Raw genomic sequence first — 25129 nt, forward strand, 5'->3', positions numbered from 1 at the left:
AAGCGCGGCACGACGCTCACGCAGCCGCGCGCGGCGCCCGCGATTCCACGCCACCGCCGAGCTCCGCGATCCGCGCGTCCTCGAACCCGAGTTCGCGCAGCACTTCGACGGTGTGCTCGCCGATCTTCGCGATCGGCCGACGCGGCCCGAGACGCGCACCGTCGAGCGAAATCGGCAGCAACGGCATCGCGGTTTCGCTGCCGTCGTCGAGCGTCAGCGGCACCAGGCCGCCGCTCGCGTTCAGGTGCGGATCGTCGAACAACTCCTCGGGCTTCGTGATCGACGCGAACGGAATGTGATTGCGCTCGAACAGCGGCACGAGCGTCGCGCCGTCGAAACGGCTCAGGCTTTCGCCGAGCGTCTGCAGCAGCCAGCCGCGCGCGAGCACACGGTCGTTGTTGGTCGCGAGGCGCGCATCGGCGAGCAGATCGTCGCGTTCGAGAATCGCGCACAGCGCGCGCCACTGCGCGTCGCCGGTCGCGGCGATGAACATCTGCTCGCCGTGCGCGAGCGTAAACACGTCGTAGACGGCCCAGGCGCTGATGCGCTCGGGCATCGGCGCGGCGGCCACGCCGGTCGCCGCGAACTGCTGCATGTGCTGCGCCGAGAGCAGCACGCAGTTCTCGAACAGCGCGCTCTGCACCTCCTTGCCGCGGCCGCTCGCGTGCCGCTCGTGCAGCGCCGCCAGCACGCCGATCGCGCCGAACATGCCGCCCATGATGTCGTTGACCGAGCTGCCCGCGCGTAGCGGACGGCCCACCGGACCGGTCATGTACGCGAGGCCCGCCATCATCTGCACGACTTCGTCGAGCGCCAGACGATGTTCGTACGGACCATTGAGAAAGCCCTTGTGGGACACGTAAATCAGCCTGGGATTTCGCTCGCGCAGCGTCGCGTAATCGAGGCCGAGACTCGCCATGCGGCCGGGCTTGAAGTTTTCGACGAAGACGTCGGCGCTATCGACGAGTTGCTTCAGCGCCGCGAGACCGGCTTCACTGTCGAGATCGAGCGCGACGCTCTTCTTGTTGCGATTGAAGGTGCGGAAAAAGCCCGCGCCGGTGCCGAGCAGCCGGCGCGTGCTGTCGCCGCGCGGCGGCTCGACCTTGATCACTTCGGCGCCGAGGTCGCCGAGAATCATGCCGCAGGTCGGACCCATCACCATATGCGACAACTCGATCACGCGGATGCCAGCGAGCGGCAAGGTACCCGGCTGCGGCGTGGACGTCGACGACGAAGCTGAAGTAGCGGAGGAAAGCGGAGTCATTGCGGCACCTGCGGAACGGAAGAATGGAGACAACGCAAAGATTCGGCGTAGCTGGCGGAGTCGCGCGCGACCGCTTGCGCGTGCGCGAACTGTTTCGGCAATCCCGCTCGCGCGAGATAGCCGTACAGCGGCTCGCCCGGCAGCGCTTGCGCCAGCACCGCGCGCGATGCGAGTAGCCGCGCGATGTCGATACCGGTGTCGTAGCCCATGCTGTGGAGCATGAACACGAGGTCTTCGGTATTGACGTTGCCGGTTGCGCCCGGCGCATGCGGGCAGCCGCCGAGACCAGCCAGCGACGCATCGAACTCGCGGATCCCGTGCTGCAGCGCGACCAGCGTGTTGGCGAGCGCGAGGCCGCGCGTGTCGTGGAAATGCAGCGAGCGCAGCCTGTCGTCCGCGACGTCGCGCACCAGTTCGATGACCTCGCCGACCTGACGCGGCGTCGCTTCGCCGGTCGTATCGCCGAGCGCGATTACGTCGGCGCCGGCCTGCACCGCGGCGCGCGCAATCGCGACGATATCCGCGTACGGCACGGCGCCCTGCAGCGTGCAGCCGAACACCGTCGACAAACCGGCGATCAACTCGACGCGGCGCCCGCCTGCCGGGGACGCGCCATCGATCAGCTCGCGCATCGCGGCGAGGGCGTCGATCATCTCGGCGGGTGTCTTGCGCACGTTCGCGGCGCTATGCGCGGCGCTCACCGAAATCGGCGCGACGATGCGCTCTACGCCAGCCTCGAGCGCGTGCCGCGCGCCCTTCAGGTTCGGCACGAGCGCGGTCACGCTGAGATCGTCGTAGCTGCGCGCGTGGGCGACCACATCGGCGGCGTCCGCCATTTGCGGCAGCAGCTTCGCCGGCACGAACGAGGCGACTTCCATGTGGCGCACGCCGGCCGCGTAGGCGGCGTCGATCCAGCGCCGCTTGTCGTCGGTGGACATGATGCGGGCAATGCTTTGCAGACCGTCGCGCAGACCGACTTCGGTCACGACGACGCGCTCGCGAGTTTCATTCATCGGCTGGAATCCTGGTCGTGGACGCGGGCATCAGAAGCCCGTGGAATGGAAGTGATGCGCTAACTGGGTCACAGCGTGCCCGCGTGACGACGCGCGGCAAAGTCTGCTTTGACGAAGCACACCATCGCCGCTCGCGATGGCCGCTCAGGCCGATGGGGCGGGCTTTGACGCTCGCCTGGGTGAAATGCTTAGGGGTTTGTCTGGGGAGGTGGCGAAGGCGCGGGTGACGAGGTGCGTCGCCCGTCTTACATCGCGCCCAGCAGATGCTCGAGCAAACGCGCGGCCGCCAGAGTCAACGCCGCGCGATCGCGCATGCAGACGACGAAGCGCCGCTCGGCCCAAGCCTCGCGCAACGGCACGGCGACGATGCCATACTCGTCGGCCGCATGGCGCGGCAGCGCCTCGCGCGGCAGGATCGCGACCGCGAGACCCGCCTGGATGAAGCGATAGGCGGCATCGAACGTCGATACAAAGGTGCGGTAATTCAATTCGCTGCCCTTCTCCAGCGCGATGCGCTGCATCAGCGCATTGACCGACGCGTTCGATGCGAGCCCCAGATGATCGAACCCGAGCGTCTGCTCGAAGCCGATCTGCATCTCACCCGCGAGCGGGTGCGTGCGCGGCACGATCAGCGCGAGATGGTCGGCGCGATACGGCAACGTGTCGAGACTGCCGAGCGGCACGGTATCGCGGCAGACGCCCAGATCGGCGACGCCCTCTTCGAGCCCGCGCACGATGTCCGCGCTGACGCGCTCCTCGACGTCGACGCGAATCGCCGGATTCGCCTGAAGAAACGCCGACAACGCCTCGGGCAAAAACTCCACCATCGACGACACATTGGCGAGCACGCGCACATGCCCACGCGCGCCGGCCGCGTATTCGCTGAGCTCTGCCTGCAGGCGTTCGTGGCCGCGCATGATGAGCCGCGCGTGGCGCAACAGCGCTTCGCCGGCGGCGGTCGCGCGCACGCCGCGCTGGCTGCGCGACAGCAACGCGACATCGACGAGCGCTTCGAGATCGGCGAGCCGCTTGCTGACCGCCGACGGCGCGATGAACTCACGTTCGGCCGCGCGCGCGATCGTGCCTTCCTCGCACACGGCGATGAACAAGCGCAGCGTCACCTGATCGATTTGCCACATCGGCGAAGCGGATTCGTGGGTTGGGGTGGGGGAAATTATGGTTGATCGTTGAAAACTGTGGAGGGATTTCTGGCGCTTGCGGTTTCGGAGATTTTCGACAATTCCCACGCTTGGCGCTCAAATGGAAAGCCCCGCAAAGCAGGTCGGCTATTGCAGTAGTACGATTCGAAGCTTCGAAGCTATTGTGCTTCGGGTGGCGCGACTTCGATAGAGTCCAGCGTTTCCGCAATTGAAGTGGTTCCACGTAGTTCGCTGCCGGTTATTTGCCGACCGTGGCTATCAAAAAACTCGGTTTTAGTATCGATTACAAGAGTCACGATGGTATCGTTGAAAGCTAATCGACCCTTCTGCGTAGGCGGTCGGAAGAAGCAGGGTACAGAACAACCAGGCGCTGAGTGCCTGTGCTAAACGTTGTTTATCCATAACTCTATTCCTCGATGGTGGCGCCGGTTTGCGTGACCCGGCTTTGCGGAGACGACCGAAAAAAGCCCCACCGTAGCGGGGCATGATGGCATGTGCGAGCATCAGCGCGATCTGATTGAGGCGTTACGCATGGAGCGGAGCCGCGTCCCTCCATCATTTGCGTCGAAGTCGTATTTGTCTTCTTTAGAAAAAACGTTCAGTTCGATGATTCAGGAAGCCGGGCGACGACGGGTGAGGATGTAATCAGGCATGCCGTTGGCCAACGCCGCGCGCCAACTCGAACGCAGCGGCGCCGATCTCATGATTCTCGCGACGAACACGAGCCGGAAGATTCAGTGCTGCCCGGCTTCGATACCGCCGCGTTGCATGACGAGGCGGCGGTGCAGTGGGCGATTGGAGGAGAGTGACGATGGGCTCGAGGCCTCGAGCCCGCGCGAATTGTGTTGCATCTATTCACGCGCGCAGGGGCGAGCGCAACGACTACTTTTCAGCGGCGACGGTAGAGAAGGCTATTCCGGCTGGCTTGACTGGCGGACGCGCGAAAAACGGCCGCAAATCCTGATAGGTTTGATTCGGCGTTGAATCGGCGCGCCGGTTCAACCCTGCGCCGATTCAATGTACACCGCAAACCCGCGCCAGACAAAGTGCTCAGCGGGCGCGTTGATTGTTTGATAGGCGTATGCGCCGATTCTGAAATTGAGTCTGCTCTAACGACAGATGAGGTTTCAGATGCAGATGGTCAACTCGCTGATGCAGCGCGCTGGATTGCTGCAAGTCCTGCCGACTGATGAAGCCGCCGCTGTGCTTAACCGCAAGCCGCAGACGTTGCGCAAGTTGGCCTGCCTCGAAAATGGTCCGATCCGCATCAATGGTCGTCTCGCCTGGAAAGTCTCGGACCTCGCCCTGCTGCTGAACGGAGGCGCAGCATGAGCACGCTTCCGATACTTCCGGCTTTCACGAAAGCCTGGATCAAGGGTGGCCGCCATGACGTCCTGCTCGTCACGCTGCTGCAATTCTATGGAGAGGCGCTGCGCAAACGATATGCGCCTTGTTGCTGTGTGTCGTGCCGATTGTCTTGTTTTTCTTGGGCCGGCGGCAGGAAGTGTCAAGTCGCTTGCCAGGCGAGGGCGACCGGAGCCGTTCTGATGCGCAATGAATCACATGTGCCGGATTTTCTTTAACGATTGTCAAGATGCGCCTATCTCATATTGTTTCCGTTGACCTCGCGAAATCTAAATGGTCAGTTAACGGGTTTTGCAGCCAATGCTGTATCGCTGGTCTTTTCAAGGAGACGCGAGTGGCAGAGTTTGATCCGTTAAGCCGGGGTATCGCGGGACGACAGGCGTGCCACCTGGCGGTGCCAGGCACCGACAGCGCGTCAGCGTTATCGGTCGTGTCGTTCGAGGCCACCGAGAAGATGGGCGCACCGACCGAGGTGCGCATCGAATTGACCCATCCGCAGCAGCTTGTGCGCGCCGACTACCTGAACCGTGATGCGGCTTTCAGCATCGTGGCCGACGATGGGACCGTGCGGAAGTTCTCGGGATATATCGAGCGCTTCTCGACCATTCAGACAACGAAGGATTTCACGAAGTACGAAGTTGTCCTGAAGTCACACTTCGGACGGCTCGAGGCCGTCACGACCACCCAGCCTTACCAGCACCTCACGACACCGCAGATCATCCAGGCCGTCCTGGGCCGGCACGGTATCCCGGCTCACCTGATGGCGTTCCGCCTGCGCCGCCAGTATCCGGTTCACCTGTGGCGCTTCCAGTACCAGGTGAATGATCTGGCCTATGTCCAGATGCTGATGCAGAAGGCCGGCATCTACAGCTATATCGTGGAAACGGAACATGGCGACATGACCGTTTTTGCCGATGACATCGACCACTACCTCTACGACGAGCCGCAACGGATCGTGCCTTACCGCGAGGCGGCGGGACTTGAAGCGGGCGGTGTGGAAGCCGTCACGGCCATCAGGACCCATACCGTGACGGTGCCGCAATCGGTGATCGTGGCGGACTACAACCCGGACGCCGCCTGGGAGCGTTTGCGCGACACGGCGAATGTCGCGCCTGCCGATCCGACCACCTACGGCCAGCCGTACCTCTATGGCACCAATCACCTCGACCAGGCGGGGGCAAAGTGGGAGGCGCAGCTGCGCCACGAAGCGGCCATTGCCCGCCAGGTGGTCTACGAAGGCGGGAGCAACCTGCTCGCATTGCAGTGCGCAAGCGTACTCGAAACGGATATCGTGCTGCCCGATGCGCCCAAAGGTCAGGTCGTGATCGGGGTCACGCACAGCGGCGCGCGCGACGCGTCCTACACCAACAGCTACAAGGCGATCCCTGCCGACCGGCGTTTCCGGCTGGAACTGGAGCCGGAAAAATGGGCCAGGGTAAGCGGCACACTCAGCGGGCGGATTTGCAGCCCGGACAAATACACCTACGGTTACCTGAACGCGGCGGGCTACTACGTGGTTCGGCTCGATGCCGATTTCGGCACCTGGCCCAACGGCGGTGAGAGCGTACCGCTACGTCTCGCGAAACCGTTTGCAGGCAAGCTGCAGACCGGCATGCACTTCGTGGCGCTGGACAATGACGAGGCGGTCATTTCCTTCCGGGACGGCGACCCGGACAAGCCTGAGATTGTCGCGTTTCATCACCACAGCCAGGCGCGCGACCTGGTGACGAACGACCGTCGCTGGCTCTCGCGCAACACGATCCGCACGCAGAAGAACAACAAGCTGCGCATGGAGGATTGGGCGGGCCAGGAAGGCATCAAGCTCAGCACGGAGCACTCGGGCAAGTCGCAGCTGAATCTCGGCTACCTAGTTGACAGCAAGCTCGAATATAGGGGCGAAGGGTATGAGCTGAGATCGTCGGGCTGGGGGGCGCTTCGCGCAGGCAAAGGCGTGATGGTTACGACCTATGACCGTCCCGGCGCCACCGGCAAGCAGCTTGACATGCAGGAGACCATCGCGCAGCTTGAAAGCGCGCTGGCGACCGCAAAGGCGCTCGCCGCATCGGCCGCGAGCGCGAAGGCCGAGCCAGCCGATACCGACGCCCAGCAGCAGATGAAGGACGATCTGGACGGCCTGAAGAAGCCAGGCCTGCTGATGAGCACGCCCGCATCGGCGGGCATCGTCGCGGGCGGCGGCGTGCAGTTTTCGGCGCAGGAGAACATCAACGCCGTGGCTGGCAAAAACGCCGACTGGAGCGTGGTCAAGCGCTTTACGATTGCGGCGGGCGAAAAGATATCGCTGTTCGCGCAGAAACTTGGCATCAGGATTTTTGCTGCCAAAGGGCCGGTGGAATTTCAGGCCCAGAGCGGCCCGATGTCGTTCATTGCGGACAAGGATGTGACCGTTGCAAGCGTCAACGGCAGGGTCAACCTCTCCGCAGCGAAGGAAATCATCCTCGAATGCGGCGGTGCGTTCATTCACATGAAGGACGGCAGCATCACCTTGGGCGGCCCGCTCGACCTGTTCATCAAGACGATCACGGTGCAGAAGAAAGGCAAGGCATCGATGCGCAATCCCGTATCGCTTCCGCCTGTGCCAATTGAGCAGAACCCGGACGAACTGTACACGCAGATGTTTGATGTCAGCACTGTTGTGAAAAGCCAAGGGGATGGACTTACGCTCGCTAACCAGCCCTATCACATCTATTTGCCCGATGGCACGCTCAAGCAGCAGGGCGTGCTGGTCGAAGGCTCGACGTTTAGCGTCAGCACAGCGGAACCGGTAAAGGTCAGGTGTGAAATTGGAGCCGGGGATTGGAAGGTGGTCGAAGACGCCTACGATTACCCTGAACTGGAAGACGCCGCCGCGCAGGCTTGAGACAGTCTTGCTCTTTAAAGTAACTTGTGAAAGGTAACAGATGACTCATCCGCATCACGCACCGCATCCGGCAGCCCCCAAGGCTCCGCCAGCGCCCTACGTCAAAGTGACCTTCCTGTTCAGGGACACCCTGCAAAAGCCGATTGAAGGACTGTCGGTACTGGTTAAGGCCGGCGCGGGCGCACCGCAAGCGCCTGAATGGAAACTTGGACAGGACCGTGACGATCCGCCAGCCGTGAATCCGGCATCTGCACCGGGTGGAGCATCGGCCCCTGGTGAAGCATCGGCTTCAGCGCCAACGGTAAGCAACAGGACGGAAGTGGTTACAGACGCTAACGGATATGCCGTGACAATCCAGAACGCCGCGCGTAGCCAGCCGATCGCTGTCTGGGTAAAGAACCGGAGTGGGAAGTACGTGTTGAAGGCGACAGTGACGCCCAAAAAGGATATCAGCGCGTTCACCGTTGTCAGTCCCGAGTATCACCTGGAAGCGACGACGAAGCTGACACCGAAGGATGAACTTGAGCAGGAGCTGGATTTACCTGTTGTGAAAGAAGGCGAGGTCATGACGATCGAACGCCTGGTTAAGGATTTTGGCCCGTACATTGGCTGGTCGCAGAAGGTCACCGAGCAGGGGCAGGTTAAGAAGGACTTTCCGACAAAAAAGAAGGATGTGACCGAGGATGCGACGACTCATAAGAAGACAACAAAAATTACGATAGAGCACCACTATAAGGTTGTCGATACGAACAAACCGATGACCGTCGCATTTAACGTATTAGGTTCGCGGCTCAACTACCCCAAGACAATTGAAATATCAGAGGCCAAATTCCAAGCAGTTGCGAACGAGTTAAAAGTCGAAGTGGCCGCACTCAAAGCTGTTGCGGCGACAGAATCATCTGGCACCCCCTTTTGTCACAATGGGCTGCCGAAAATTCGGTATGAGCGACATTATTTTTTTCGGGCAACTCAAGATAATTCACATTGGGAAGATCGGGATATTTCAAAATTGCCGAATTTGTTTCCGAAGTATCCTGATCTTTGCTTGCCAAAGGTAGGAGGATATTCAATTGGAAGGGCAAGGGGAGACGACGGTGGATGGGGACATGAAGACGGCGATGTAATGTACCAATACGAGCGATTAGCAAGGGCGGCGAATTTAAGTCTTCCCGCTTCGATTATGGCGTGCTCTTGGGGGGCATTCCAAGTCATGGGGTTCTTTTACTATCGAATGGGATATTCAACCCCAATGGAGCTGGCAAACAAGGCGATGATGGGTGTGGATGAGCAATTCGAAATATTTGTAGCGTATATGACGAAGGTTAGCGCAGGAGCTTTGGATGCCCTTCAAAAAAAGCACTGGGATAAGTTTGCGAGTAGCTACAACGGAGGGGGCTATCCGCCTGCCTATCCGGCACGGATGGAGGCGCATTACAATGAATTCAAGTAAAATATTTCGCCTGTTTTGCGCCGTTGTGGGATTTTTGTTCTGGCATTTTGCAGTGGCCGGTGTGGTTTCTTTATATGATGAATCTAGATTCGTGACGTTTTCGGATGGTCAAAAAATTTACGGACTCTATTCTGCTCATAATGAATTGTTTTATTGCAATTTCTTGTTTATGTCTAAAAAATCAGTTCACGATCGGGATGAAAATGTACCGATAGAAACATTTTCTCTCGATTATCAAAAGCATGGATATACATATGCTCAGATCGAGCATAATTCTTTTATTCGTGGAGTTTTATCAAAAAATGGAAACACCGTAACGATAAGTACTGAAAAGCCTCAGGGTGGATGTCAAAGTGCAGCTGGATTGTTTTCGGGTGATGGGGGTCTTCCTTACACGGAGATAGCGAAAATTTCCGGCATGGGAATTGGTGTTGTTAACAGGAGGTCGTTTATTTATCAGAATCCGGATTCAATAAATAAGCATGGCTATCTTTTGCCGGGAGACATGGTTGTTGTGATTAATAAAAAATATAATTATTCATATATTCGTTATGTCAATCCCGATATGTTAATCGAAGATGACGATAAAAGGCACATCTCAACCGGCTGGGTCCGCTCAGCTGATCTCGTGAACCCATTCCCGGCAGCGAGTAAGCAATGATTGATTTCATTTGTTTTGGCGAAACCACCGACATAACAAAGCCACGAACAGTGCAAATACTGGGGGGATAGTGAATGGGCGCATTCCGCACGCGGGACCCGGTTGCCTACGTGATCATGTTCGAGAAGGACGATGGAGAACGCCGCTTTCACGGCAGCGAATTGGCGGATGGACAGGTGGCGCTGCGCTGCTACCCGTCGCCTTTCGATGCACTGCTTGATATCTCGCGGAATCCCGCAGTCGTTGTTGGACGAGAACAATCCATCGTCATCCATCCGGTCGATGCACTGCGGCCGGAAGCGGGCGGGACACCAGGCGACCGGCCGGTGATCGCCTGCGTTCATGTCGCGTGGCGGGCGTGTTCGGGCAAACTGCTGATTCGCCCGGACGGCATGCCGGATGCCGTGCTGTCCACCTCGCCTGAACTGGAGTCGGGGGGCACTGTACGGAAACTGCCAGGCGGGCTGTTGCGTCTGGTTGATGAAATTCATGAGCAGGCAGGGCTGTTTGCCTGGAACGAAACAGTGAATACCTTCTCGGACTGGAGTGAACGCGACCTGCGGGCGCTGGCGCATCAGGCGTGGCGGGATGCGCCGACGATGGAAGCGGATCGCGCGGAACCCGGTTTTGACCAGTTCGCGCTTTACGACCCGGAGTTCCGGCAATGGCACTTCGTTCAGGCGGATGAGGTCATCGCATCAGCCTGACGTTCTGATGCCCGTTACGCCGCCTCCGGCAGCGCGGCGCTTGCTCGGGGCCGAGGTCGTAGACCCGTTGAAATCCGGCATGGAATCCCTCAACCCTTCTCTACGCGGCAGCGCCACGCGTGAACAGCATCACCCCTTCGTCGCGCCAAACGTCAGGCCCGCGACGAAATGCTTCTGCATCGCAAAGAACATCATGACCGATGGCAGCGCCGCCAGAATCGATCCCGCCGAAACGAGATTCGGACCCATACCGTGACGGTGCCGCAATCGTTCATCGTGGCAGACTACAACCCCGAAAGCGCCTGGGAGCGTTTGCGCGACACGGCGAATGTCGCGCCAGGAGACCCGATCACCTACGGCCAGCCCTACCTCTATGGCACGAACCACCTCGACCAGGCGGGCGCAAAGTGGGAGGCGCAGCTCCGGCACGAGGCGGCCATCGCCCGCCAGGTCGTGTACGAGGGCGAGAGCAACGTGCTGGCGTTGCAGTGCGCGAGCGTACTCGAAACGGATATCGTGCGGCCCAATGCGCCCAAAGGTCAGGTCGTGATCGGGGTCACGCACAGCGGCGCGCGCGACCACGCCTGGTCGAACACCTTCAGGGCGATTCCCGCCGACCGGCGTTTCCGGCTCGAACTGAAACCCGAAACCTGGGCAAAAATTCCGGGAACGCTTTCCGCACGTATTTGCAGCCCGGACAAGTACACCTATGGCTACATGAATGCCGCAGGCTACTACGTGGTTCGGCTCGATGCCGACTGCGGCACCTGGCCGAAGGGTGGGGAAAGTGTGCCGCTACGTCTCGCGAAACCGTTTGCAGGCAAGCAGCAGACCGGCATGCACTTCGTTGCGCTGGACAATGACGAGGCGGTCATTTCCTTCCGGGACGGCGACCCGGACAAGCCTGAGATTGTCGCGTTTCATCACCACAGCCAGGCGCGCGACCTGGTGACGAATGACCGGCGCTGGCTGTCGCGCAACATGATCCGCACGCAGAAAAACAACAAGCTGCGCATGGAGGACTGGGAGGGTCAGGAAGGCATCAAGCTCAGCACGGAGCATTCGGGCAAGTCACAACTCAATCTCGGCTACCTCGTCAATAACAAGCTCGAATACCGGGGTGAAGGGCATGAGCTTCGCACATCCGGTTACGGCGTCGAACGCGCGGGCAAGGGGCTGATGCTCACGGCCTGGGACCGCCCTGGCGCGAGCGGCGAGCAGCTCGACATGCAGGAGACCATCGCGCAGCTTGAGAGCGCGCTGGCGACCGCAAAGGCGCTCGCCGCATCGGCCAGCAGCGCCAAGGCTGAACCCGCCGACACTGACACCCAGCAGCAGATGAACAGCGATCTGGACGGGCTGAAGAAGCCGGGGCTGCTGATGAGCACGCCCGCTTCGGCGGCGCTCGTGGCGGCCCAGGGCGTGCAGTTCGCCGCCAAGGACAGCATTTCAACGGTCGCCCGGAAAAACGCCGACTGGAGCGTGCTGAAACGCTTCACCGTCGCGGCGGGTGAAAAGCTGTCGCTCTTTGCGCAGAAACTGGGCATCAAGATCTTTGCGGCGAAAGGCCCGGTTGAATTCCAGGCCCAGAGCGGCCCGATGTCGTTCATTGCGGCCAAGGACGTGAACGTCGCCAGTGTCAACGGCAAGGTCAATCTGTCTGCCGCGAAGGAAATCATCCTCGAATGCGGCGGCGCGTTCATCCACATGAAGGACGGCAGCATCACGCTCGGCGGTCCCGGCGACCTGTTCCTCAAGACCATCACCGTGCAGAAGCAGGGCAAGGCGTCGCTGCACATTCCGGTGTCTGAGCTTCCGCTTTCTCCGGACGAGCGCCTTTTCAGCAACCGGGTTGACCTTTCCGGGGCAGTTTCTGCTGCAGAAAGTCTCGATCATCCCTGGGCGAACCTTCCCTACGTCGTGACGAACAAGACAGGCACCCAACTGGATTCCGGCCTGCTGGACGAAGCGGGCACCGGTCCGCGCTTCTTCAGCCGGAAAGCCACGGATGCACAGGTATGGGTTGGCACGACGGGATGGCATGCAGAAGAGGAAACGCTAAGAGACAACGGGGATGAGGAGGAAACCGTATGAGTTCCAATCCGATGACGGATGCGCCGGAAATCTATGTCGTGCAGCCTGGCGATACGCTGGGCGGGATTGCACGGACCTATGGCACGACAACTTACGTGCTTGCAAAGATGAACAGGCTTCAGAATCCCGACCGGCTAACCGTTGGTCAGCGGCTGGTGGTCAGCGAAAAGAAGGTGTGTGCGGTCGTGCCACTGTTCATCGATCGGGACCGCAATCCAATCAAGGGACTGCGCTACCGTATCGAAAGCAGGCGTGCATCGGCGTTTGAAGGGGTGAGCCAGCTCAATGGGCTTGGTGAGCGGTTCATTACAAAGGTCGAAGGCGATGTTGTTCGTATTCTGGTGCGCAAACTCGATGGCACGTGGAAGCTCATACACGAAACCAAGGCATCGATTGGCGAGAAGCTTGTCACGCTGAAGAGCGGCAAGATTCGCCTGCCCCTCAGGATGGAGCCGCATCCGCAGACGCCGGACGGCTTGCCGGTCAGTGATCCACCATCGGCCCCCAAGCCCAAGCCTGTTCCGATTGGTACGCCGCGCCAGGCCAGCGGTGACATGCATCATCCAGCAGCGCACGGCGCGGACAAGGGCATGAAGGGTCAGCAGAGCAAGACCCCGCAGGGCGCGACCGATACGCACTACAGCAAGGACCGGCCCGACCTGCAAAAATATTTCGCGCTATACACGGGCGAGAAAATTACGGACACGGATTGGGATCAAGCCGCCAAGGCTATTACATGTGAAATCGAGGTGATCCAAGCTTTCGCTCACGTCGAATCAGGAAAGGCACCCTTTGACCCCCATCATCGCCCAACGATCCAGTATGAGCGGCATAAGTTCGCCAAGCATACAGGCCACAAGTACGATGCAGTAAATGCAGACATTTCAGGGAAGCCCTATACGAACAAGAAGTCCGACAAGGCTGGCCATCCAATCGCCGCGAACGACCGTTATGTCGCGGATGCCTACGAGCGTTTTGAGCGCGCATATGGTCTCGACGAAGATGCCGCGATTATGGCCTGCTCGTGGGGCAAGTTTCAGGTACTTGGCGAAAATTATCGGGGTTTGGGCTTTCCGACAGTGCAAAAATTTCTGGAAGCCGCCTGTAAATCGGAACGAGAACACCTTCTCAGGCTTTTCGTGCCCTTTGCAATGACGGTGCGAGATGCGAAATATGGACACGGTACGTTGAGGAATGCACTGATCCAGAAGAACTGGGGCGATGCAGCATGGCTCTACAACGGCCCGGACTACCGCAAATATGATTACGACAACCAACTCAAGGCCGCTTATGAAAAAATTAAGACTGGTGCTCTGCGCGTTTAGCCTGTTCGCTGGAATGTGCAGCCAAGAAGCTTTTCCTGAAGCAATCTCCCTTGAAAGTAAAAAAGGGGCTATTGATTATGACAGGCTAGAGGCGGCTGTAAAGCAGCGTCCAGAATCTTTTATATGGAATGGTGCCCAGTCATTTCGTGCGAGATTCGACAGCGGGAATGTGTATTTTCTCGCGGCAAGCACGATGCTTTCCCCAATCGCCAAGCCTGTTACCCACGGCTATCCGGGCGGGCGCGGCTGGTGCGAATTCGATTTTTTCGACAAGAATTTTAGGTACGTGAATGGCATCCGGGTCAATATCCAGGACCATAGCGACACCAACGTCTGTAACTGGATCGAAGGTGTCTCGGCTGTCACCTACAAGAATCAACCTGCATTGTTAGCGACGGTCCAATATCATCGCGGCATCGACCCGGCCAAGTCGATAGACGAGATCGGGAACAACTATCACCGTTTCACTGCGCTGCTTGTGCTGACCCCTCACCCGGACGGCTCACTCTCGATCCGCCAGGACGATAGTTGCCTGGGTCCGGGGAATCAGATTGGCGAGCTTGCTACCGCACGCAAGCGCATCACCGAATGTAGCCAGTAGCAGTCGCGAGCGTCCTCCTTGTGAGGCGTCCAGGATGCCCCGCTTCGGCGGGGCTTTTCAATCGAGCGTCAGCCGCACCTGTTCCTGCTCCGTGTCGGCATGCTCGAACAGCGCGCCTTGCCGGTGCGCATCATTGATGCGCTCACACGCGTTATCGAAATGCACCGGGTCCGGTTCGATACCGACGAAGCGCCGCCCGGTCTGTAACGCCGCTGCGCCGCTTGAGCCCGAGCGCATGAACGGGTCGAGTACGCAGCCGCCGACCGGCACCACCAAGACAGGCACCCAACTGGATTCCGGCCTGCTGGACGAAGCGGGCACCGGCCCGCGCTTCTTCAGCCGGAAAGCCACGGATGCGCAGGTTTGGGTTGGCACCACGGGATGGGATGCAGAAGAGGAAACGCTAAGAGACAACGGGGATGAGGAGGAAACCGTATGAGTTCCAATCTGATGACGGATGCGCCGGAAGTCTATGTCGTCCAGCCTGGCGATACGCTGGGCGGGATTGCACGGACCTATCGCACGACAACTCACGTGCTTGCAAAGATGAACAGGCTTCAGAATCCCGACCGGCTAGCCGTTGGTCAGCGGCTGGTGGTCAGCGAAAAGAAGGTGTGTGCGGTCGTGCCACTGTTCATCGATCGGGACCGCAATCCAATCAAGGGGCTACGCTACCGTATCGAAAGCAGGCGTGCATCGGCGTTTGAAGGGATGAGCCAGCTAAATGGCCTTGGTGAGCGGTTCATTACAAAGATAGAAGGCGATGTTGTCCGTATTCTGGTGCGCAAGCTCGATGGCACGTGGAAGCTCATACACGAAACCAAGGCATCGATTGGCGAGAAGCTTGTCACGCTGAAGAGCGGCAAGATTCGCCTGCCCTCAGGATGGAACCGCATCCGCAGACGCCGGACGGCTTGCCGGTCAGCGATCCACCATCGGCCCCCAGGCCCAAGCCTGTTCCGATTGGTACGCTGCGCCAGGCCAGCGGTGACATGCATCACCCAGCGGCGCACGGCGCGGACAAGGGCATGAAGGGTCAGCAGGCCAAGACCCCGCAGGGTGCAACCGATACGCGCTACAGCAAGGATTTTCCCGATTTGCGCAAGTATTTTGCGTTGTACACTGGGGAAAAAATTTCCGAAGAAGATTGGGTGTACGCGGTAGGTGTCATTGGCTGTGAAATTGAAGTTATCAAGGCCTTTGCTCATGTTGAAACGAAAAAATCACCTTTCGACCAGTTCCTTCGCCCGGTAATCCAGTATGAACGGCACGTGTTCAGCAAGTGCTCTCATCACCGGTTCGACGCATCGAACGCCGATATTTCCGGAAAATGCTATACGAGTGCCAAATTCGCCAAGGATGGAACCCCGATCGCGGCGACGGACCGATATGTGAAGGATGCGTATGCCCGATTCGAGCGGGCCTACCTACTGGACGCGGACGCGGCAATCCAGGCCTGTTCGTGGGGAATGTTTCAGGTATTGGGCGTCAATTATCGGGATATGAATATAAATAGCCCTGAAAAATTTATGCAGATGGCTTGTACGTCCGAGAAGCAACATTTGCGTGGATTGTTCGTTCCATTCGCCATGGCAAGGCGTGACGGGAAATATGGGCATGGCACGCTGAGGAATGCGCTGATAGAGAAAAACTGGGCAAATGCAGCGTGGCTATACAACGGCCCGGACTATAAAAAAATGACTACGCTAACAAACTCAAGGACGCATATGACGGCATCAAAGCGGGTACTTTGCATGTATAGCTTTTTGCTATTTTTTGTGTGCGGCGTTGTCTGCGCGAAAAATAGTGACCCCAAACTCTATAGCGAGGGCCTCGACTATGACAGGTTGCAAAAGGCTACCGGGCTCCCGTGGGACAAATTCGCGATAGCAGAGACCCAGTCCTTTCGGGTGACTTTGAGCAATGGCGGTAGCTATTTTCTTGTGTCTGGCACAACCTATGAGCCCGATCCCAATTTCAGTGGTCACGGCTATCCGGGAGGGCGAGGTTATTGTGAGTTCGATTTTTTCGATCAGAGCTACAAGCGCGTGGATGGTATCCGCGTGAATATCAGAGACCATAGCGACACCAACGTCTGCAACTGGATTGAAGGCGTTTCTGCCGTGACATATAAGGGTCAGCCCGCATTGCTCACGACGGTTCAATACCATCGCGGCATCGACCCGGCCAAGTCGATAGACGAGATCGGGAACAACTATCACCGTTTCACCGCGCTGCTTGTGCTGACCCCTCACCCGGACGGCTCACTCTCGATCCGCCAGGACGATAGTTGCCTGGGTCCGGGGAATCAGATTGGCGAGCTTGCTACCGCACGAAAACGGCTTGCTGAATGTAACCAATAGCACGAGCCCTCCTTGCGGGTAGGCATTTTGACTGTTTCGCCTTTGTTAAAAAATATTTCGTGGCAGCCTTTCCAAGAATGAGGACGTGAAATTGAATTTTTTTCGCAGATTTGATTGTGCAAAAAATTCTTTCTTACTTGCCCTGTTGACGGCGGGCATGGTCCACGCAGCTGTATTGCCAGCAAACATTGTCAAACTCATACCGAAGCGGTTTGAGGTATTGAGCTACGCAGTGGGCCAGCTAACTGATGATAATCGTCAAGACTATCTGATCGTCATCCATCATCCCGTTGACACTATGCAGCGGCCATCTGGGGGTTGGCCATCGTTTTTTTTGAGCACGTAATACTCGTGGTGAGTGCGAATTTTCGACGTCAGCGCTGAGGCTGCCGTGCGACCGCGGCAATCGCACGCCCATGCATAACTCAGGGCGTCGGCCATTTCGTAACCGTTCGAATACGACCGAAGCCTATCCTGCGGAAACCATTCGCCAGTTTCGACGTTCATCACCATTGCAGACGGCATTGGCGGGAAGTTTGAGTATATTGAATAGGTGACACGACAAACTTGGCACTCTTCCTCGCCCGCGGCACCTGTCTTTTTCTGTTGTCCCATTTGACCTCTTTTGATTTTCCAGAAAACACCCGGCGAATTAAGCATCTAAACGGGGCACGGTCAATGATTTTAATTTGAGACAAAACTTCATTGACAGATATTAACGATTGCTCTGGCCATCTCATTTTTAGGCGAATTTTTCCCGATATCACGGCCAAACAAAAAAGCGGCATCGAGCCGCAATGCCGTTCAGTTAAGCCACTGAGCGGCATTTTTGTTTTTCTGACAAAAAAGCAGTTGTAAGCGAGCGCGGCGATGTTAGCTTTCATCGCCATGCTGGCCGATCCGCTGAAGCGAGTCATCGCGCGTCGAGTCTCACCCATCCCCGCCCTTGCCCGCGATTTTCGGTCTGGCTATGCTGGCGGGTGTGCCGGCTGCCGCAGGCGACCGCCCAACCAGAACAACGCTCGAGAACCTGCCCATGTCCACCACCAGTCTGTTTTTCACCGCTGCCGGCGTCGGCCTCGCGATCGCCGCGCCGGTCGGCCCGATGGGCATGCTGTGCATCCGCCGAACGCTGAGCGGCGGTCCGCGAGCGGGACTCGCGATCGGCTTCGGCATCGCCAGCGGCGACGCGGCCTACGGGCTGATCGCGGCGCTCGGCCTCGTCGGCATTTCGCAGTTCATGCTCGCGTACGACCGCCCGCTGCATCTGCTCGCTGGCCTGTTCCTGCTGTATCTCGGCGTGCGCGCGCTGCTGCAGAAGCCGTCCTCTGAACCCGCCGACGGCAATGGCAACGGCAAGCTCGCGCAGATCGGCCGCGCCGGCGCGCTGCGTGCGTACGCGAGCGCGCTGCTGTTGACGCTGACCAATCCGCAGACCGTCATCATGTTCGCGGCACTATTCACGACGCTCGCGCCACGCGGCGCGTTCTCGCCGGCCATCGCGCTGACGACGGTCGGCGGTGTGTTCGCCGGCTCGATCGCGTGGTGGTGCTGTCTGGTGACCATGGTGTCGCTCGCGCGTCACGCGATCGGCAGCAGGCTTCGCGTCGCGATCGATCGCGTGGTCGGCCTTACGCTCGCGGCGTTCGGCGTCGTCGAAATCCGCCGCGCGCTCTGAGCGGCACCTCACACGCCATGCGGCACATCAGCGCCGTACACGCCGAACGCAGCCCGCTGCCAGCGGCGACGCGCTCACCCTGAGCAAGTGCCGCACGCTGGTGCGGCAGTTTTGCGACAATAGCGCCTTTCGCCGCTGAGGCGACAGCCGACGCGGCCGTGCGGCGCACCGCACGCCGCCGCACCCACCCGCCCCGGCGCGTACGCCGGTCTTGCCGCCCAACCCTTCACCCGCGCTGCGTCGGCTGTCCGCTCAATGGCTCTACCCCACATCAATCTGCTGTACTCCGTCTCCGGCCTGTTCGTCGGCTTTCTGGTCGGGCTGACGGGCGTCGGCGGCGGCTCGCTGATGACGCCGATCCTCGTCCTGCTGTTCAAGGTGCACCCTGCCACCGCGGTCGGCACCGACCTGCTGTACGCGGCCGCCACCAAGGCGACCGGCACGCTGGTGCACGGGCTGAAGGGCTCGGTCGACTGGCAGGTCACGCTGCGCCTCGCGGCCGGCAGCGTGCCCGCGGCGACCGTCACGCTGATCCTGCTGCATCGCTATGGAATGGATACGCCTGGCGCGGGCCGGCTGATCCAGGTCGTGCTCGGCGCGGCGCTGCTGATTACCGCGATCGCGCTGGTGTTCCGTCCGCAGCTCGCGGCGCTCGGCGCGCGCAAGCAACGTGCGCCGAGCCAGGCACGCACGCTCGCGCTGACCATGCTGACCGGCGCGACCCTCGGCGTGCTGGTGTCGTTGACGTCGGTGGGCGCGGGCGCGATCGGCGTGACGGTGTTGTTGCTGCTGTATCCGATGCTGCCGACGACGCGCATCGTCGGCTCCGACATCGCGCACGCGGTGCCGCTGACCTTGCTCGCGGGCGCCGGACATTGGCTGCTCGGCTCGATCGACTGGTCGATGCTGTTGTCGCTGCTGGTGGGATCGCTGCCCGGCATCGCGCTCGGCAGCTATCTGGCCTCGCGCGCGCCGGATGCGCTGCTGCGCAATCTGCTCGCCGCGACGCTGACGCTGGTCGGCGTGCGGCTGGTGTTGTCGTGAGGCGCTGAAGACGCGTCAACCGCGCACGCCGCAACTCGTGTCTATTTGAAAAACCGGCAGGTCAGATCGGCCTCGAACTGCCTGACCCACCGACCGTGGCGATCGTAATACGACTGTGACCAGCTGCCGCGCCGCACGGTGACGACCCGCTCGTGCGCCGGCTCACCGGGTGCCGCGCTCGCGCTGATGTGGAAATGCGCGGGCGCGAAACCGTGGCGCGCGCACACCAGTTCGAATGCCGCGCGATCGCCGATCGGCAGATCGATATAGCGAAACAGCGTGGTTTCCATGACCTTGGCTCCCCCTTCCCTGCTGGTCACAGTACGCCTCGCGATGCGTCGGTAATGTGTCGCAGCGCACGAATCCGCGATGGCCGCGCCTCCATCAGGACCTGTGCGTGCGGCAAGCCGCATTGCTGCGGTCCCGCAAACCTCGCGAGTGCCACGCGCTAAAACCGGCGGCGAAAAAAAAGCTCCGCGATCATGCCGGAGCCTCCGAGTTGATAGATAGACCTCGCGACGCGATGCAAGCGCGGCGTCAAACCGTCTTCGCGACGCCGACGACGGCGCCCATGCACCACGCCGCTGCGCACCACCGCGCGACGCGGCCCGTGCGGCGCCGCGCGCGCACGCGCATCGCTTACTGCTGCATCACGGTCAGCTTGTTTGACACCGACGTCACGCCCGCGACACCCTTGGCGGCTTCCCCGGCCGAATCGATCTGACCCTGGTCCGGCACCGTACCGGTCAGCGTCACTGCGCCGCCGCGCGCGCGCACGGCGATGTTCGACACATCGAGACCCTGGGTCTTGGTCAGCGCGGCGCGCACCTTGCGGCCGAGTTCGTGATTCGCGTGCTTGCCGGCCTTGACTGCGGCTGCCGCCGACGCCGTATCGGTTGCCGGAGCGTTTTGGGCGTAGACGTTGCACGCCACCACCATCGCCACAACCGGACCCAGTGCTTTCAGAAAACCGACCGTCTTCATAGCTCTCTTCTCCTTGGTTTCACATTGGACCGCATGAACAAGCGGCATCGTTACGACTACGGGCGGCCGTCCTCGCGCGAACGCGCGCGTGAGGTTCGGCCGGCAACGGCTGTGACACGATGTGCAAGAGGCGAGAGACGCCGATTACCAGTAACCGGCCAACCGCGACGTCCGCCGACGCACCCGGTTCTTGTCCGTCTTGCCGGGGTCGCGCCGCAAACGTTGGATCGCGGTAGCGATGCACAATTTAATCTAGCCGGCACAGAAGCGCAAAGGGTTTAGCGCGTGGCGTGGCGCGCCGACAGCGGGTGCGTCATGCGTGCCGGATAGAAGCGGACACGCTCCGTGATCGCGCAAAAATTTGCACGGACATCAGGCCAGCGCTCATGCTGGCGTTCATCGCGACGCTCACCATTTGTTACGCGTTTGTCGGCGTGACGGGCGGCTACGCGTTTCGCGGCCGCGCCGATCTCAGGTACCATCGGCGCGACGCGTGCTGGCGCGCACCGCCCAAGCCGCCTTCGCGCATTCGAGCCCGATCGACCGCCGCTTTCAGATGATCCGATGAAGCCTGACACCGGCCGCACCCGCCCTACCCGTCTCGTCGCCCGTTTTGTCGCGATCTCGTGGCGCGACCTGGCGGTCTCGTTCGGCCCGCTCGTGCTGCTCGTGATCGTCGCAATCTGGGCCGCCGTGCGGCTGATCCAGCCCGCCCCGCCGAATACGCTGACGATTAGCGCCGGTCCCGTCGGCAGCACCTTCTGGATCGCCGCGCAGAAGTACAAGACGATCCTCGCGCGCAACCGCATCACGCTGAACGTGCTGGCCTCGCAGGGCTCGCAGGAAAATCTGAAGCGGCTGTTGGATCCGAACGCAAACGTCGACGTCGGTTTCGTGCAGAGCGGCATCGCGCCCGCCGGGCTCGACAAGGACAAAAGCCTGATGTCGCTCGGCAGCGTCGCTTACGTGCCGCTCGCGATCTTCTACCGAGGCGCCCCCGTCGACTGGCTGTCCGGGTTCAAGGGCGAACGCCTCGCGATTGGCCCCGAGGGCAGCGGCACGCGCGAGCTCGCGCTCGCGCTGCTGAAGGCCAACGGCATCGTGCCGGGCGGTCCGACCCAACTGCTGCCGCTGACGGGCGACGCTGCCGCCGACGCGCTGATCGACGGCACGATCGACGCGACCTTCCTCGCGGGCGACTCGGCGCAGCCGGCCGTGATGGGCAAGCTCTACCGCACGCAGAACGTGCGCTTCTACGATTTTTCGCAGGCCGACGCGTACACGCGCCGCTTTCCGTACCTGACGCAGCTGAAGGTGCCGATGGGCGCCTTCGACCTCGGCAAGAACCTGCCGGCGAACTCAATCAGCATCGTCGCGCCGACCGCCGAGCTGATCGCGCGCGATTCGCTGCATCCGGCGCTGTCCGATCTGCTGATCGAAGCCGCCCGCGAGGTGCACGGCGGCGCGACGACGATGCAGCGCGCCGGCGAATTCCCCGCCCCGCTCGCGCACGACTTCCCACTTTCCGACGACGCCGCGCGCTACTACAAGTCGGGCAAGAGCTTCCTGTACCGGACGCTGCCGTTCTGGATCGCGAGTCTCGCGGACCGCCTGCTGGTGATCATCGTGCCGCTGATCGTGCTGCTGGTGCCGGCGCTGCGCGTCGTGCCCGGGTTGTACGCGTGGCGCGTCAAATCGCGCATCTATCGCTGGTACGGCTCTCTGATCGCGATCGAGCGCAGCGCGCTCAGCGAACATTCGTCGGCCGAACGCGCGTCGCTGATCGAGCGGCTCGACGCGATCGAAGACTCGGTCAACGGCATGAAGATGCCGCTCGCGTACGCGGACCAGTTCTACGTGCTGCGCGAGCACATCGGCTTCGTGCGGCGACGGCTCACGGAAAGCCGCGACACGCGGGGCGGGCTGAACGAGGCCGACGAGCAGGCGGCCGATAAAGTCAAAGGCTGAGCACCTCTGACGACACCGCCGGAACTACGCCCACCTGCCGCCACCAGGGGATATCGACCGGTGCAAGCCAGGACCGCACCTGGTAAGATCGCTACAATTTTGATGAGATAACGGACGCACCGTCCGCATCGTCCGACACAGGCAATCCGGGAGACATTTATGACCGTTGGCATCGACGCCCAACAGCGGCAGTGGTTTTACGATTTCGTCTCGCCGTTCACCTACCTGTTGCTCGAGCAATACGACAAATGGCCCGGCTTCGACTTCGCGTTCACGCCGGTCGTGCTGAACGATCTGTATCGCCACTGGGGCCAGCGCTCCGCGTACAGCGTGCCCGCCAAGCGCGCCTTCATGTACCGGCACGCGCTGTTTCGCGCGGAGCAACTCGGCATTCCGTACAAAATGCCGCCCGCCCATCCCTTCGACTCGATGAAGCCGCTGCTGCTCGCGACCGCCGCGAACGGCGACGTGCAATTCGTGCGCGAGATTTTCCGCTTCATCTGGCGCGACGGGCGCGATCCGTCGAGCGACGAAGCGTTCGCCGAGCTGTGCGAGCGCGTCGGCAAGCCGGACGGCCCGGAACTGATCCAGGACGAAGCCGTGCAGGCGCAATTGCAGCGCAATACCGCCGATGCGATCGAACTCGGCGTCTATGGCGTGCCGACGTTTCGTCTGAACGATCAGCTGTTCTGGGGCGAGGACGCGCTGCCGATGGTGCTGTACTGCGCGCGCACGCCGAACTGGCTCGAATCGCGCGAGGTGAAGCGGATCAGTTCGCTACCGTGGGGGCTGCCGGACAAACCAACACCGGCATAACACGGCGGCCGCAGCGGGCCGCGCCCTGGTTGCGGCTTCGGCCCGAACGAATCGATGCCGGCAGGCGTCGCGCTGATGCCGGCCATACCGTGCCCGCTATGCCGCCGAAGCGCAAACGGGCCTAAGGTTAAGCTTTCGCACCCCACGCGCGCGCCGCGCGGCGAGCTCGTCGGCAGCGCCCGCGCCACCACGCTTCGATCATGGACGACACCGCCGCCTCACTCGATATCTGGCTCGTGCGCGTGCTGCGCACGCTGCTCGTCGAGCGCAGCGTCACGCAGAGCGCGTTGCGGCTGAACCAGACCCAGCCCGCGATCAGCACCGCGCTGCGCAAGCTGCGCGAAACGCTCGGCGATCCGATTCTGGTGCGCGGCAAGTCGGGCATGGTGCCGACCGAATACGGCGAGTCGCTGCTCGCGGCCGCGCAGCGCGTGTTGCGCGATGTCGATTTCGTCGCGACGCCGCATGGCGATTTCGACCCGGGCCGCTCGCGCCGCACTTTTCGCGTCGCCGCGCCCGACTATCTGAACGACTTCTTCATGCCGACCGTGATCGCGCGTTTTCGCGAAGCGGCGCCGCATGCGCGCCTCGAAATCGAATCGCTGGGGCCGCTGCTCGATCATTCGGCCGCGCTCGACGCCGGCGAACTCGATCTGGTGATCGGCAACTGGCCGAAGCCCGATCCGCGCTTCGAGCGCAGCGACCTGTTCGCCGATACCGTCGTATGCATGATGCGCGCGGACCATCCGCTGACACACGAGCCGCTCACCCGCGAAGCCTATCTGGCCGCGCCGCATCTCGCGCCGACGCCCTACAGCGGCGTGCGCGGCGGCGCGATCGATACCGGCTTCGCGCGGGCGAAGGCGAGCCGGCGCATCGTCGCGACGCTGCCCTACTTCGGGCTCGTCGCGCAGACGCTTCTGCAATCCGATCTGATCTTCACGACGACGCGGCGCTTCGCGATGCACTACGCGAGCATGTTGCCGCTCGCGGTGGTCGACGTGCCGATCGCGTTTCCGCGCATCCGCTGCTATCAGTTGTGGCATCCGCAGCCGGATCGGCCGAGCGATATCGGCTGGCTGAGGACGTTGATGTCCGAGGTGTCGGGTGAGCTGGTCGCGCGCAAGCCCCCGTTGCGCCGTCGTATGGCCTAAACCGTGATCTGCGCCGTTGCGCGGACGTGGCTCGCGGCCTGCCCCAAAGAATCAACCGTCGCGGCCTGCCGTGTCCTCAGTCGCAGCAGTTGCGCGCACACCGCAATCGCGATCGCGGCGGGCGCCTTGTCGACGATCCCTTCGACGCCGATCGGGCAGGTCATCTCCGCGAGCCGCTCCAACTCCACGCCTCGTTCGAGCAGTCGCCGCTCGAACTTCACGCGCTTCGTGTTCGAGCCGATCATGCCGAAGTAGCTGAAATCACGCCGTCGCATGATGCGCGAGGCGAGCGAAAAATCGAGCGCATGGTTGTGCGTCATCACCAGAAACCACGCGCCGGGCGGCGCCGCGTCGACGATCGCCTCGGGCGTGTCGGTCGCTTCGACCTGCACATTGGGCGGCGTTTCGTCGGGGAACAGCTCGTCGCGTTCGTCGACCCACTGGACCACGCACGGCAGGCTGCCAAGCAGATGCACGAGCGCATGGCCGACGTGTCCCGCGCCGAACAACACGATATGCATCGGTGCCGGCCGCGGTGCAAGCTCGGGTCCGGTCCCGCCCGGACAATAATTCAGGCGTGCTTCCATATTGCGCTCCCAACTCC

25 protein-coding genes and 1 pseudogene are annotated in these 25129 nt (G+C 61.1%); 17 read left to right on the plus strand and 9 right to left on the minus strand.

Annotation, left to right across the window (positions count from 1 at the left end; genetic code table 11):
• Nucleotides 1-16: 16 nt before the first annotated feature.
• From OKW44_RS24200 to OKW44_RS24210, 3 genes are all read right to left on the minus strand, one after another.
• On the minus strand, nucleotides 17-1264 hold the full coding sequence (locus OKW44_RS24200) for a CaiB/BaiF CoA transferase family protein (RefSeq protein WP_026225619.1): 1248 nt from the start codon (nucleotides 1262-1264) through the stop codon (nucleotides 17-19).
• On the minus strand, nucleotides 1261-2277 hold the full coding sequence (locus OKW44_RS24205; RefSeq protein WP_018419565.1) for a hydroxymethylglutaryl-CoA lyase: 1017 nt from the start codon (nucleotides 2275-2277) through the stop codon (nucleotides 1261-1263). The genes OKW44_RS24200 and OKW44_RS24205 overlap by 4 nt, the downstream gene beginning before the upstream one ends.
• Nucleotides 2278-2522: 245 nt before the next feature.
• A complete protein-coding gene (locus tag OKW44_RS24210) occupies nucleotides 2523-3416 on the minus strand; it encodes a LysR family transcriptional regulator (protein ID WP_018419564.1) in 894 nt (297 codons plus the stop codon).
• 1152 nt (nucleotides 3417-4568) lie between these two features.
• Here OKW44_RS24210 and OKW44_RS24215 point away from each other — a divergent pair.
• The 6 genes from OKW44_RS24215 to OKW44_RS24240 all read left to right on the plus strand — a co-directional run bounded on the left by OKW44_RS24215 (nucleotide 4569) and on the right by OKW44_RS24240 (nucleotide 10498).
• Nucleotides 4569-4769 carry a hypothetical protein gene (locus OKW44_RS24215; RefSeq protein WP_018419563.1) on the plus strand — a complete coding sequence of 67 codons (201 nt, stop codon included), beginning with the start codon at nucleotides 4569-4571 and terminating at the stop codon, nucleotides 4767-4769.
• Complete coding sequence (locus OKW44_RS24220; protein ID WP_162633923.1) at nucleotides 4766-5020, plus strand: hypothetical protein; 255 nt, start codon at nucleotides 4766-4768, stop codon at nucleotides 5018-5020. Before OKW44_RS24215 ends, OKW44_RS24220 begins: the two co-directional genes overlap by 4 nt.
• 176 nt (nucleotides 5021-5196) lie before the next feature.
• Entirely contained in the window at nucleotides 5197-7680 is a 2484-nt protein-coding gene (locus tag OKW44_RS24225; RefSeq protein ID WP_018419562.1) for a type VI secretion system Vgr family protein, read from the plus strand.
• A 40-nt stretch (nucleotides 7681-7720) separates the two neighbouring features.
• Nucleotides 7721-9130 (plus strand): N-acetylmuramidase family protein, encoded by a 1410-nt coding sequence (locus tag OKW44_RS24230; protein ID WP_026225618.1) that lies wholly within the window; start codon nucleotides 7721-7723, stop codon nucleotides 9128-9130.
• The gene (locus OKW44_RS24235) at nucleotides 9117-9791 is read left to right on the plus strand and encodes a hypothetical protein (protein ID WP_162633922.1); all 675 of its coding nucleotides are present in this window, start codon (nucleotides 9117-9119) and stop codon (nucleotides 9789-9791) included. Before OKW44_RS24230 ends, OKW44_RS24235 begins: the two co-directional genes overlap by 14 nt.
• A 74-nt stretch (nucleotides 9792-9865) precedes the next feature.
• Complete coding sequence (locus OKW44_RS24240; protein ID WP_280784244.1) at nucleotides 9866-10498, plus strand: hypothetical protein; 633 nt, start codon at nucleotides 9866-9868, stop codon at nucleotides 10496-10498.
• 129 nt (nucleotides 10499-10627) lie between these two features.
• On the opposite strand, the pseudogene OKW44_RS24245 reads toward OKW44_RS24240, so the two are convergent.
• Nucleotides 10628-10738, minus strand: a pseudogene (locus OKW44_RS24245) (carbohydrate ABC transporter permease); the annotation flags it as partial.
• Nucleotides 10739-10750: 12 nt separating this feature from the next.
• Here OKW44_RS24245 and OKW44_RS24250 point away from each other — a divergent pair.
• Genes OKW44_RS24250 through OKW44_RS24260 form a run of 3 tightly spaced genes read left to right on the plus strand, consistent with a single transcriptional unit; the run spans nucleotide 10751 to nucleotide 14518 of the window.
• Entirely contained in the window at nucleotides 10751-12592 is a 1842-nt protein-coding gene (locus OKW44_RS24250) for a DUF2345 domain-containing protein (RefSeq protein ID WP_018419558.1), read from the plus strand.
• A complete protein-coding gene (locus OKW44_RS24255) occupies nucleotides 12589-13917 on the plus strand; it encodes a LysM peptidoglycan-binding domain-containing protein (protein WP_018419557.1) in 1329 nt (442 codons plus the stop codon). Before OKW44_RS24250 ends, OKW44_RS24255 begins: the two co-directional genes overlap by 4 nt.
• Nucleotides 13883-14518, plus strand: coding sequence for a hypothetical protein (locus OKW44_RS24260; protein WP_239499194.1), 636 nt, complete (start codon nucleotides 13883-13885; stop codon nucleotides 14516-14518). The genes OKW44_RS24255 and OKW44_RS24260 overlap by 35 nt, the downstream gene beginning before the upstream one ends.
• A 57-nt stretch (nucleotides 14519-14575) precedes the next feature.
• On the opposite strand, the gene OKW44_RS24265 is transcribed toward OKW44_RS24260, so the two are convergent.
• Entirely contained in the window at nucleotides 14576-14755 is a 180-nt protein-coding gene (locus OKW44_RS24265) for a hypothetical protein (RefSeq protein ID WP_280784246.1), read from the minus strand.
• Here OKW44_RS24265 and OKW44_RS24270 point away from each other — a divergent pair.
• From OKW44_RS24270 to OKW44_RS24280, 3 genes are read left to right on the plus strand one after another with little or no spacing between them, the layout of a single operon-like run.
• Nucleotides 14754-14957: a hypothetical protein gene (locus tag OKW44_RS24270; RefSeq protein ID WP_280784248.1), complete on the plus strand. Its 204-nt coding sequence runs from the start codon at nucleotides 14754-14756 to the stop codon at nucleotides 14955-14957. The genes OKW44_RS24265 and OKW44_RS24270 overlap by 2 nt on opposite strands.
• Entirely contained in the window at nucleotides 14954-15550 is a 597-nt protein-coding gene (locus tag OKW44_RS24275; RefSeq protein ID WP_280784250.1) for a LysM peptidoglycan-binding domain-containing protein, read from the plus strand. The genes OKW44_RS24270 and OKW44_RS24275 overlap by 4 nt, the downstream gene beginning before the upstream one ends.
• The gene (locus OKW44_RS24280; RefSeq protein WP_280784252.1) at nucleotides 15511-16881 is read left to right on the plus strand and encodes an N-acetylmuramidase domain-containing protein; all 1371 of its coding nucleotides are present in this window, start codon (nucleotides 15511-15513) and stop codon (nucleotides 16879-16881) included. The genes OKW44_RS24275 and OKW44_RS24280 overlap by 40 nt, the downstream gene beginning before the upstream one ends.
• A gap of 506 nt (nucleotides 16882-17387) precedes the next feature.
• Here OKW44_RS24280 and OKW44_RS24285 read toward each other — a convergent pair.
• Complete coding sequence (locus OKW44_RS24285) at nucleotides 17388-17798, minus strand: hypothetical protein (RefSeq protein ID WP_162633921.1); 411 nt, start codon at nucleotides 17796-17798, stop codon at nucleotides 17388-17390.
• Between the two features lie 119 nt (nucleotides 17799-17917).
• Here OKW44_RS24285 and OKW44_RS24290 point away from each other — a divergent pair, with 119 nt between their 5' ends.
• Together OKW44_RS24290 and OKW44_RS24295 are read left to right on the plus strand one after the other, a co-directional pair.
• Nucleotides 17918-18559, plus strand: coding sequence for a LysE family translocator (locus OKW44_RS24290; protein WP_018419555.1), 642 nt, complete (start codon nucleotides 17918-17920; stop codon nucleotides 18557-18559).
• A gap of 255 nt (nucleotides 18560-18814) precedes the next feature.
• Nucleotides 18815-19603 carry a sulfite exporter TauE/SafE family protein gene (locus OKW44_RS24295; protein WP_018419554.1) on the plus strand — a complete coding sequence of 263 codons (789 nt, stop codon included), beginning with the start codon at nucleotides 18815-18817 and terminating at the stop codon, nucleotides 19601-19603.
• A gap of 41 nt (nucleotides 19604-19644) precedes the next feature.
• Here OKW44_RS24295 and OKW44_RS24300 read toward each other — a convergent pair whose 3' ends face one another.
• Nucleotides 19645-19893, minus strand: coding sequence for a hypothetical protein (locus OKW44_RS24300; protein WP_018419553.1), 249 nt, complete (start codon nucleotides 19891-19893; stop codon nucleotides 19645-19647).
• Nucleotides 19894-20242: 349 nt separating this feature from the next.
• The gene (locus OKW44_RS24305) at nucleotides 20243-20587 is read right to left on the minus strand and encodes a BON domain-containing protein (protein WP_018419551.1); all 345 of its coding nucleotides are present in this window, start codon (nucleotides 20585-20587) and stop codon (nucleotides 20243-20245) included.
• Between the two features lie 564 nt (nucleotides 20588-21151).
• On the opposite strand from OKW44_RS24305, the gene OKW44_RS24310 reads away from it, so the two are divergent.
• From OKW44_RS24310 to OKW44_RS24320, 3 genes are all read left to right on the plus strand, one after another.
• Nucleotides 21152-22555: a TAXI family TRAP transporter solute-binding subunit gene (locus OKW44_RS24310; RefSeq protein WP_018419549.1), complete on the plus strand. Its 1404-nt coding sequence runs from the start codon at nucleotides 21152-21154 to the stop codon at nucleotides 22553-22555.
• Nucleotides 22556-22714: 159 nt separating this feature from the next.
• The gene (locus OKW44_RS24315; protein WP_018419548.1) at nucleotides 22715-23371 is read left to right on the plus strand and encodes a 2-hydroxychromene-2-carboxylate isomerase; all 657 of its coding nucleotides are present in this window, start codon (nucleotides 22715-22717) and stop codon (nucleotides 23369-23371) included.
• A gap of 200 nt (nucleotides 23372-23571) precedes the next feature.
• Nucleotides 23572-24525, plus strand: a complete 954-nt coding sequence (locus tag OKW44_RS24320) for a LysR family transcriptional regulator (protein WP_018419547.1) — start codon at nucleotides 23572-23574, stop codon at nucleotides 24523-24525.
• Here OKW44_RS24320 and xdhC read toward each other — a convergent pair.
• Nucleotides 24522-25112 (minus strand): xanthine dehydrogenase accessory protein XdhC, encoded by a 591-nt coding sequence (gene xdhC, locus OKW44_RS24325; RefSeq protein ID WP_018419546.1) that lies wholly within the window; start codon nucleotides 25110-25112, stop codon nucleotides 24522-24524. The genes OKW44_RS24320 and xdhC overlap by 4 nt on opposite strands.
• Nucleotides 25113-25129 lie beyond the last annotated feature (17 nt).

The sequence above is a fragment of the Paraburkholderia lebeckiae genome (assembly GCF_050436325.1).
GTDB classification, from domain to species: Bacteria; Pseudomonadota; Gammaproteobacteria; order Burkholderiales; family Burkholderiaceae; genus Paraburkholderia; species Paraburkholderia tuberum.

Excerpts from the sequence above, each read along its gene's own strand:
- OKW44_RS24240 (WP_280784244.1), top strand. The coding sequence starts at position 9,866 with ATGGGCGCATTCCGCACGCGGGACCCGGTTGCCTACGTGATCATGTTC.
- OKW44_RS24315 (WP_018419548.1), top strand. The coding sequence starts at position 22,715 with ATGACCGTTGGCATCGACGCCCAACAGCGGCAGTGGTTTTACGATTTC.
- OKW44_RS24270 (WP_280784248.1), top strand. The coding sequence starts at position 14,754 with ATGAACGGGTCGAGTACGCAGCCGCCGACCGGCACCACCAAGACAGGC.
- OKW44_RS24200 (WP_026225619.1), bottom strand. The coding sequence starts at position 1,264 with ATGACTCCGCTTTCCTCCGCTACTTCAGCTTCGTCGTCGACGTCCACG.
- OKW44_RS24295 (WP_018419554.1), top strand. The coding sequence starts at position 18,815 with ATGGCTCTACCCCACATCAATCTGCTGTACTCCGTCTCCGGCCTGTTC.
- OKW44_RS24255 (WP_018419557.1), top strand. The coding sequence starts at position 12,589 with ATGAGTTCCAATCCGATGACGGATGCGCCGGAAATCTATGTCGTGCAG.
- OKW44_RS24275 (WP_280784250.1), top strand. The coding sequence starts at position 14,954 with ATGAGTTCCAATCTGATGACGGATGCGCCGGAAGTCTATGTCGTCCAG.
- OKW44_RS24300 (WP_018419553.1), bottom strand. The coding sequence starts at position 19,893 with ATGGAAACCACGCTGTTTCGCTATATCGATCTGCCGATCGGCGATCGC.
- OKW44_RS24280 (WP_280784252.1), top strand. The coding sequence starts at position 15,511 with ATGCATCACCCAGCGGCGCACGGCGCGGACAAGGGCATGAAGGGTCAG.
- OKW44_RS24220 (WP_162633923.1), top strand. The coding sequence starts at position 4,766 with ATGAGCACGCTTCCGATACTTCCGGCTTTCACGAAAGCCTGGATCAAG.
- OKW44_RS24215 (WP_018419563.1), top strand. The coding sequence starts at position 4,569 with ATGCAGATGGTCAACTCGCTGATGCAGCGCGCTGGATTGCTGCAAGTC.
- xdhC (WP_018419546.1), bottom strand. The coding sequence starts at position 25,112 with ATGGAAGCACGCCTGAATTATTGTCCGGGCGGGACCGGACCCGAGCTT.
- OKW44_RS24210 (WP_018419564.1), bottom strand. The coding sequence starts at position 3,416 with ATGTGGCAAATCGATCAGGTGACGCTGCGCTTGTTCATCGCCGTGTGC.
- OKW44_RS24320 (WP_018419547.1), top strand. The coding sequence starts at position 23,572 with ATGGACGACACCGCCGCCTCACTCGATATCTGGCTCGTGCGCGTGCTG.
- OKW44_RS24230 (WP_026225618.1), top strand. The coding sequence starts at position 7,721 with ATGACTCATCCGCATCACGCACCGCATCCGGCAGCCCCCAAGGCTCCG.
- OKW44_RS24260 (WP_239499194.1), top strand. The coding sequence starts at position 13,883 with ATGAAAAAATTAAGACTGGTGCTCTGCGCGTTTAGCCTGTTCGCTGGA.
- OKW44_RS24305 (WP_018419551.1), bottom strand. The coding sequence starts at position 20,587 with ATGAAGACGGTCGGTTTTCTGAAAGCACTGGGTCCGGTTGTGGCGATG.
- OKW44_RS24290 (WP_018419555.1), top strand. The coding sequence starts at position 17,918 with ATGTCCACCACCAGTCTGTTTTTCACCGCTGCCGGCGTCGGCCTCGCG.
- OKW44_RS24285 (WP_162633921.1), bottom strand. The coding sequence starts at position 17,798 with ATGACTCGCTTCAGCGGATCGGCCAGCATGGCGATGAAAGCTAACATC.
- OKW44_RS24265 (WP_280784246.1), bottom strand. The coding sequence starts at position 14,755 with ATGCGCTCGGGCTCAAGCGGCGCAGCGGCGTTACAGACCGGGCGGCGC.
- OKW44_RS24310 (WP_018419549.1), top strand. The coding sequence starts at position 21,152 with ATGAAGCCTGACACCGGCCGCACCCGCCCTACCCGTCTCGTCGCCCGT.
- OKW44_RS24205 (WP_018419565.1), bottom strand. The coding sequence starts at position 2,277 with ATGAATGAAACTCGCGAGCGCGTCGTCGTGACCGAAGTCGGTCTGCGC.
- OKW44_RS24235 (WP_162633922.1), top strand. The coding sequence starts at position 9,117 with ATGAATTCAAGTAAAATATTTCGCCTGTTTTGCGCCGTTGTGGGATTT.